Origin of the sequence: Brenneria sp. L4-2C, assembly GCF_040240335.1 — a bacterium.
Taxonomy (GTDB): Bacteria; Pseudomonadota; Gammaproteobacteria; order Enterobacterales; family Enterobacteriaceae; genus Brenneria.
Genome location: NZ_JBEIAC010000006.1, coordinates 243,968 through 250,415, shown reverse-complemented (window position 1 = coordinate 250,415; position 6,448 = coordinate 243,968). Strand labels below are relative to the sequence as shown.

Here is a 6,448-nt window from a genome sequence, read left to right as displayed (position 1 = left end):
CCCCTGAAGGGCCGTTGAAGACGACGACGTAGATAGGCTGGGTGTGTAAGTGCAGCGATGCATTGAGCTAACCAGTACTAATGACCCGAGAGGCTTAACCTTACAACACCCAAGGTGTTTTGGTGAGAGAGACGAAGAATTTTAGCTTGTTCATGGATTGGTTCTGATGGTTGTGTGATAAGCAACGGTTAGGATGAAACAGAATTTGCCTGGCGGCGATAGCGCGGTGGTCCCACCTGACCCCATGCCGAACTCAGCAGTGAAACGCCGTAGCGCCGATGGTAGTGTGGGGTCTCCCCATGTGAGAGTAGGGAACTGCCAGGCATCAAATTAGAAGTAGCAGTGAAATCCAACGGGCAGTTCGCTACTCGATAGAGAGTAGGAAAAAAGCCGAAGGTTTTTAAACGTTGCGCAGCAACGGCCCGTAGGGTGAATCATGAAATGATTCATAAACTGCCAGGCATCAAATACGGATTACCGGGATGACATTCGGTAATCAGGCAGCGGAAGCTGGCCCGACAGGGCGGTATCAGGAAGATACACGTAACAGAATCGGTGGAGCGGTAGTTCAGTTGGTTAGAATACCTGCCTGTCACGCAGGGGGTCGCGGGTTCGAGTCCCGTCCGTTCCGCCACTTATTGCATAAGCCTTGAGTTAATACTCAAGGCTTTTTTGCATGTGCTTCTATGACCATATCTCATAACTCATGGCAGTATTGACTACGCGCCATCTAACCCTGATTTTTCAATATTATTTCCCCGGTTTTACGTTATTTGCTATTGAGCTATGCTCACTGTCTTCGCAGATTGTTTATTATTTCGCGTAACAACTGCCATGCATTGAAAGTCTGCTATACAATCTTTATAACAGAAGTGTACCTTTGCTTTATGAAGGTGAATTTACGTACTGGAATGTATAGCAAGGCGAGGCGTGCGAAAAAAAACATATGCGATGAGATACGTTGCGGGTCAGCCGGCTGAGCGTATCTTTCCACCCGGAACAATGCATCAACCGGAGCAGGTGCTGGCTTCAGGCCCGCTACTGCTGAAGGAAGATATTTTACGCATTATGGTGTGGAACATCTTTAAACAGCAGAGAATGAACTGGCTTTCCGTGCTACAGAACTTTGGCAAAAACACGCAGTTGGTTTTACTTCAGGAGGCGCAAAGCTCGCCAGAGCTCATTAGCTTCGCAACGTCTAATTACCTTTCTGCCGACCAGGTGCCAGCCATCATTTTACCGCAGCACCCCTCTGGCGTGATGACGTTATCCGCGGCCCAACCTATGTACTGCTGTCCTTTGCGGGAAAAAGAACCCTTACTGCGTTTATCCAAATCGGCGTTGGTAACGGTTTATTCTTTGCCAGATGGTCGACAGTTAATGGTTGTGAATATTCATGCGGTGAACTTTAGCTTTGGTGTGGACGTTTACAGTAAACAGCTTGAAGCCATCGGCGAGCAGTTGTTTTCTCATCGCGGACCGGTGATCATGGCTGGGGATTTCAATGCCTGGAGCCAGCCCCGTATTAAAGCGCTCTACCGATTTGCTTTGAGGATGGATTTACAGGAGGTTTGCTTTGCTGACGATCTCCGCCGCAAGGTGTTTGGACGACCGCTGGATTTTGTATTTTACCGTCAGCTAGAAGTCGCCCAATCTTCCATATTGGAAACACAGGCATCGGATCATAATCCGTTGCTGGTTGAATTCCTGCTCAACAGACATAAAAAAACTGCCATATAGGCAGTTTTTTTATATAACTCAGTTACGAGTCCGGTCGGGCATTTTTACTGACGTAAAGCGTCAAGCGATCGCCCGGCTGGATATTGGCGTTTTTGATAACCGAATTCCAGCGCATAACATCAGTTATGTTGACGCCGTGACGTTTGGCGATGCTGGAAAGCGAATCACCTTTACGAACTTGATAGGTGATTGATCTGCCTTCATCGCTACTGTCAATGTCAGACACCTGAGCGACTTGCAACGTCTGGCCCACTTTTAGTGCATGAGCACTGCGCAGGTTGTTCCAGCTTTGCAAATCTTTCGTACTGACATTCAGCCGTGCGGCAATCGTCGACAAGGTATCGCCGGCGCGAACCTTATACTGAGACTCCTGCGTTGACTGCGCCAAACGCGTTGTTGACTCTATGGCGGCGATATCGCTATCCGCCAGTGAGTCCTTCAACCGATCGATGTGAGCCTTCGGCACCATGATGTAATGCGGGCCGTTTGGTGCGGTCACATTACGTTTATAGCCCGGATTGTAGCTCTTCAGTTTATTCAGCGGCAGACCAGCCATCTCTGCTGCTTGCGTCAACTGCATCTGTTGTCCAAGGTCAACTCTGGCTAATGCTCGGCTTTCGTTGGGCTTGGGCAGGGTAAAACCGTATTTTTTGCTATGCTTGAGAATATCGCTCAGGGCCAGCATTTTGGGTACATAGATTGACGTTTCACGAGGCAACGCCAGCGCCCAAAAATTCGTTGATAGTCCTTTCGCTTTATTCGCTTTCATGGCTTTCATGACGCGACCTTCACCACTATTATACGCGGCGACAGTCAAGAGCCAGTCACCGTCAAACATGTTGTTAAGGCGTTGCATCATATCCAGGGCGGCGGTTGTCGACGCAACAACATCGCGACGTCCGTCATACCACTGGTTTTGTTTCAAACCATAATTACGCCCCGTGCCAGGGATTATCTGCCATAGCCCTGCGGCATTAGCAGATGATGTGGCGTGTGGGTCAAAAGCGCTCTCCACTATGGGTAGCAGTACCAGTTCCATCGGCATTTTGCGTTGCTTAATCTGCTCGACAATCCAGTACATGTACGGCTCTGCCCGTAATGTTACATCGTGGAGATAGCTCTTATTTTTTAAATAACGCATTTTTTGTTCGCGGATCCGGGCGTTTTCCGGAACCTCCATCTTCAGCTCGTCGCTAATGAAGTTCCACAGATCTTGTTGCGCGATGCTGTCATCATCCAGCCATCGCGCCGAGGTCTCTCGACCCTCTGCGTACTTTACTGCTTCACTTTGACTTGCCGAAGACAGACTCTGTGCATGCTGTTTCGGTTGGGAGGTATCGTTAGGCGGTACCTGGCAACCGGCCAGCAAGACTGAGGCGAGTATCATCGCTCTAGCCTTCATATATGGGTCAATAGTTGCTTAAAAGACGAGCAATGATACTTTGATTAGAGGATTAGCACAACATAAACCTTCAGAAGCAGTCTTTCTTGCTGCGTAGTTGGGCAAAAACTTGCCAATTCTCCATGCTTTCCGGTTCATTTGATAGTTTTCTTTTTAAATCAAGATCATGGCATCTGAGAAAGAGATTGATTCTTCGCTCTAAACCCAGGGTTGTAGGCAGAGTAGACTGTGACTTTTCACGTATCTGACTGATCTTATGGAGGTAGGCCTTAATTGTGGGCTCTTCCGGCCATATTGCATTAGCAAATTTTAAGTTTGACAGCGTGTACTCATGTGCGCAACAAATCAGGGTATCATCAGGGAGGTTTGATATTTTTTCTATTGAATCATACATTTGCTTTGGTGTGCCTTCAAAAATACGGCCGCATCCCGCGGAGAATAGCGTGTCCCCGCAGAACAGAAAAGGATGGGAATAATAAGCAATATGTCCGGATGTATGGCCTGGTACGGCAAGTACAGAAAAGTCTGAATCTAGCAGCGACAGGATGTTTCCCTCTTCAACAATATGCGTTGCACCGCATTTCTGGGTTTCCCGAGGGCCAAATACCGGCAGATTCGTATAGCGCGCGACAAGTTCCGCAACGCCGCCAACATGGTCATGATGATGATGAGTCAGCAAAATCGCGTCAGGCGTAAGCTGATGCTCATTGAGCGCGTTCAATACCGGCTGGGCTTCGCCGGGATCGACGATGACACAGTGGTTGTCTTTATCACTCAGTAACCAAATGTAGTTGTCCTGAAGTGCCGCAATACTGATAAGATTCATGGATTACCTCGTTTTGCTCTCAGCCCGGGGAAGATAATAGAACATGAAGCCAGCACAAACACCTCAAACTGTCTTGAGTCCCGGTTCGTGGAACGATATTTCCTGCGGGGGATATTACCGCGAATCGCTTGAGCAGGCATTGTTACCCTGGTGGCCGAAATTATTCGGTTTTCATTTGTTGAAAGTCGGGGCGTTGAGCGCGGCGATAAACACACAAGATTGCGCTATAGCGCATCAGGTGAATGTCGCACCGGGCGGCGATAATGTGCAGGTCATTGCCGATCTGCATCATTTGCCTTTTTCTGAGAAATCGGTGGATGCCTGTTTGTTGGCGCAGACGTTGTCTTATGCAGCCGATCCCCATCGTATTCTGCGGGAAGTGGATCGGGTGCTGATTGATGACGGGTGGCTGATATTGAGCAGCTTTAATCCAGTCAGTTTATTAGGGATCGCAAAATTGATTCCCGGCTTAAATAAACGGCAACCCTATTGCAGCCGGATGTTTACCCAAATGCGAATTATAGACTGGCTCAGTCTGCTGAATTATGAAGTGGTACATCTCGCCAGTCTTCAAGTTACGCCATGGCGTGAAAATAAGGGAAAATTGAATAAACATTTTCCCTTATTCGGTTGTCTATCGTTGATTGTCGCGCGTAAGCGAACCATTCCGCTGAGTCTTACGCCGATGCGCGCCCGGCGTAGTAAAGTTCCTTTGCGCCGTACGGTCGGCGTAACGAAGCTTTTCCGTAATCGATAGTCGGATTATTTTTCGGGATTGTAACCGATATCGTCAAGCGTCGGGGCGCTGGCGGCGCTGCGGGCGAGTTCGTCGCAACGCTCATTCTCTGGGTGGCCGGCATGGCCTTTTACCCATTCCCAGCGCAAGGTATGGCGCTGAATCGCCTGATCTAAACGTTGCCAAAGATCGACATTTTTTACTGGCTTCTTATCTGTGGTTTTCCAGCCGCGTTTTTTCCAGTTATGGATCCAACTGGTGATCCCCTGGCGGACGTATTGGCTGTCGGTGCTTAAAACCACGTTACAGGGCGTGGTTAAGCTTTCAAGTGCCGCGATAGCCGCCATCAGTTCCATGCGGTTATTGGTGGTTAGCCGATAGCCGGCGCTCAGGACTTTTTCATGTTGTTTATAGCGCAGCAAGGCGCCGTAACCGCCAGGACCCGGATTGCCGAGACAAGATCCGTCGGTGAAAATCTCTACCTGTTTAAGCATCTCTGGTAGACTCTTCCTTATGGTGAAAATGGCAAGTCTGACATAAACGAAAACGATGAGCACTGAAATTACGCGACAAATCGTCCTGGATACGGAAACCACCGGTATGAACAAGCTGGGGGTTCATTACGAAGGACACAAAATTATTGAAATTGGCGCTGTTGAGGTGATTAACCGTCGTCTGACCGGGCGACACTACCATGTGTATATCAAGCCCGATCGTTTGGTCGATCCGGAAGCTTATCATGTACACGGCATCAGCGATGAATTTCTGGCGGATAAACCCACCTATGCGGATATTGCCGACGACTTCATCGATTTTATCCGCGGCGCTGAGTTAGTCATTCATAACGCTATGTTTGATATTGGCTTTATGGATTATGAATTCCGCATGTTAAAGCGGGATATTCCCAAGACGGAGACCTTCTGCAAGATAACCGATAGCCTGTTGATGGCGCGTAAAATCTTTCCGGGCAAGCGGAATAATTTGGATGCGTTATGCGATCGCTATCAGATAGACAACAGCAAACGAACGTTGCACGGCGCTTTGCTCGATGCCGAAATTCTGGCGGAAGTTTATCTGGCGATGACCGGCGGCCAGACATCGCTGGCGTTCTCGATGGAAGGTGAAACACAGCGTCAGGAAAATGAGAGCGAAAGCATTCAGCGCATTACTCGACCGGCTTCGGCGTTAAAAGTGCTATACGCCAATGATGAAGAGTTGCTGATGCATGAAAAACGTCTGGATTTGATTGCGAAAAAAGGCGGCAGTTGTCTGTGGCGCAATGAATAGTATGACGGCGGTGATGGAATAGACGTTAAGATGAAATTATGAGCAAACAGAATCGGTTAGTTATAAAAACCATTGACGTAATAGTGCCGTCATCTTAGTATTCAACCCGCTCAATGAGCACAGAGTGGAGCGGTAGTTCAGTTGGTTAGAATACCTGCCTGTCACGCAGGGGGTCGCGGGTTCGAGTCCCGTCCGTTCCGCCACTTATCTATTCCGGGATGTTCCTATACATCTCTGGATGAATGAAAACCGTATCGCTGTCAAAGGCATACGGTTTTTTTTCGTCTCTATGATACCCTCTGCATATCGGGGTATCCGGCGCGAAATGGCCCACAAAATGGCCTACGCATAGGAAAGAGAAATTTCGTAGGCCATTTTGGTTTTGTGGCTGAGAAAGGGTTGCGGATACAGGACATTACACCATTCCCGTCGTTTGGTTTTTTAACGACAACTAAGG

General features: G+C 48.5%; 6 protein-coding genes, 2 tRNA genes and 2 rRNA genes. 7 read left to right on the top strand and 3 right to left on the bottom strand.

The genetic code is table 11. From position 1 onward, the window contains the following. From ABRZ26_RS12110 to ABRZ26_RS12095, 4 genes are all read left to right on the top strand, one after another. Positions 1-102: ribosomal RNA gene (locus ABRZ26_RS12110) — 23S ribosomal RNA — on the top strand; the annotation flags it as partial. Positions 103-208: 106 nt separating this feature from the next. After that, a 5S ribosomal RNA gene (gene rrf, locus ABRZ26_RS12105) occupies positions 209-324 on the top strand. A gap of 233 nt (positions 325-557) precedes the next feature. Beyond that, positions 558-634 (top strand) — tRNA-Asp (locus tag ABRZ26_RS12100). 296 nt (positions 635-930) lie between these two features. Next, on the top strand, positions 931-1,740 hold the full coding sequence (locus tag ABRZ26_RS12095) for an endonuclease/exonuclease/phosphatase family protein (protein ID WP_319604384.1): 810 nt from the start codon (positions 931-933) through the stop codon (positions 1,738-1,740). 22 nt (positions 1,741-1,762) lie between these two features. Here ABRZ26_RS12095 and mltD read toward each other — a convergent pair whose 3' ends face one another. Together mltD and gloB are read right to left on the bottom strand one after the other, a co-directional pair. Beyond that, entirely contained in the window at positions 1,763-3,142 is a 1,380-nt protein-coding gene (gene mltD, locus ABRZ26_RS12090; protein WP_319604383.1) for a murein transglycosylase D, read from the bottom strand. A gap of 70 nt (positions 3,143-3,212) precedes the next feature. Beyond that, positions 3,213-3,968, bottom strand: a complete 756-nt coding sequence (gene gloB, locus ABRZ26_RS12085) for a hydroxyacylglutathione hydrolase (protein WP_319604382.1) — start codon at positions 3,966-3,968, stop codon at positions 3,213-3,215. Between the two features lie 43 nt (positions 3,969-4,011). On the opposite strand from gloB, the gene ABRZ26_RS12080 reads away from it, so the two are divergent. Continuing rightward, positions 4,012-4,725, top strand: coding sequence for a class I SAM-dependent methyltransferase (locus ABRZ26_RS12080; RefSeq protein ID WP_319604381.1), 714 nt, complete (start codon positions 4,012-4,014; stop codon positions 4,723-4,725). A 5-nt stretch (positions 4,726-4,730) separates the two neighbouring features. Here the strand turns inward: ABRZ26_RS12080 and rnhA are convergent, their stop codons facing one another. Continuing rightward, complete coding sequence (gene rnhA, locus ABRZ26_RS12075; protein ID WP_502880291.1) at positions 4,731-5,198, bottom strand: ribonuclease HI; 468 nt, start codon at positions 5,196-5,198, stop codon at positions 4,731-4,733. A 55-nt stretch (positions 5,199-5,253) separates the two neighbouring features. On the opposite strand from rnhA, the gene dnaQ reads away from it, so the two are divergent. Both dnaQ and ABRZ26_RS12065 read left to right on the top strand, forming a co-directional pair. Beyond that, on the top strand, positions 5,254-5,991 hold the full coding sequence (gene dnaQ, locus ABRZ26_RS12070; RefSeq protein WP_319604379.1) for a DNA polymerase III subunit epsilon: 738 nt from the start codon (positions 5,254-5,256) through the stop codon (positions 5,989-5,991). Positions 5,992-6,117: 126 nt separating this feature from the next. Continuing rightward, a tRNA-Asp gene (locus ABRZ26_RS12065) sits at positions 6,118-6,194 on the top strand. The last annotated feature ends 254 nt before the right edge of the window (positions 6,195-6,448 follow it).

Coding starts and splice junctions, on each gene's coding strand:
- dnaQ (WP_319604379.1), top strand. CDS start 5,254: ATGAGCACTGAAATTACGCGACAAATCGTCCTGGATACGGAAACCACC.
- ABRZ26_RS12080 (WP_319604381.1), top strand. CDS start 4,012: ATGAAGCCAGCACAAACACCTCAAACTGTCTTGAGTCCCGGTTCGTGG.
- rnhA (WP_502880291.1), bottom strand. CDS start 5,198: ATGCTTAAACAGGTAGAGATTTTCACCGACGGATCTTGTCTCGGCAAT.
- gloB (WP_319604382.1), bottom strand. CDS start 3,968: ATGAATCTTATCAGTATTGCGGCACTTCAGGACAACTACATTTGGTTA.
- mltD (WP_319604383.1), bottom strand. CDS start 3,142: ATGAAGGCTAGAGCGATGATACTCGCCTCAGTCTTGCTGGCCGGTTGC.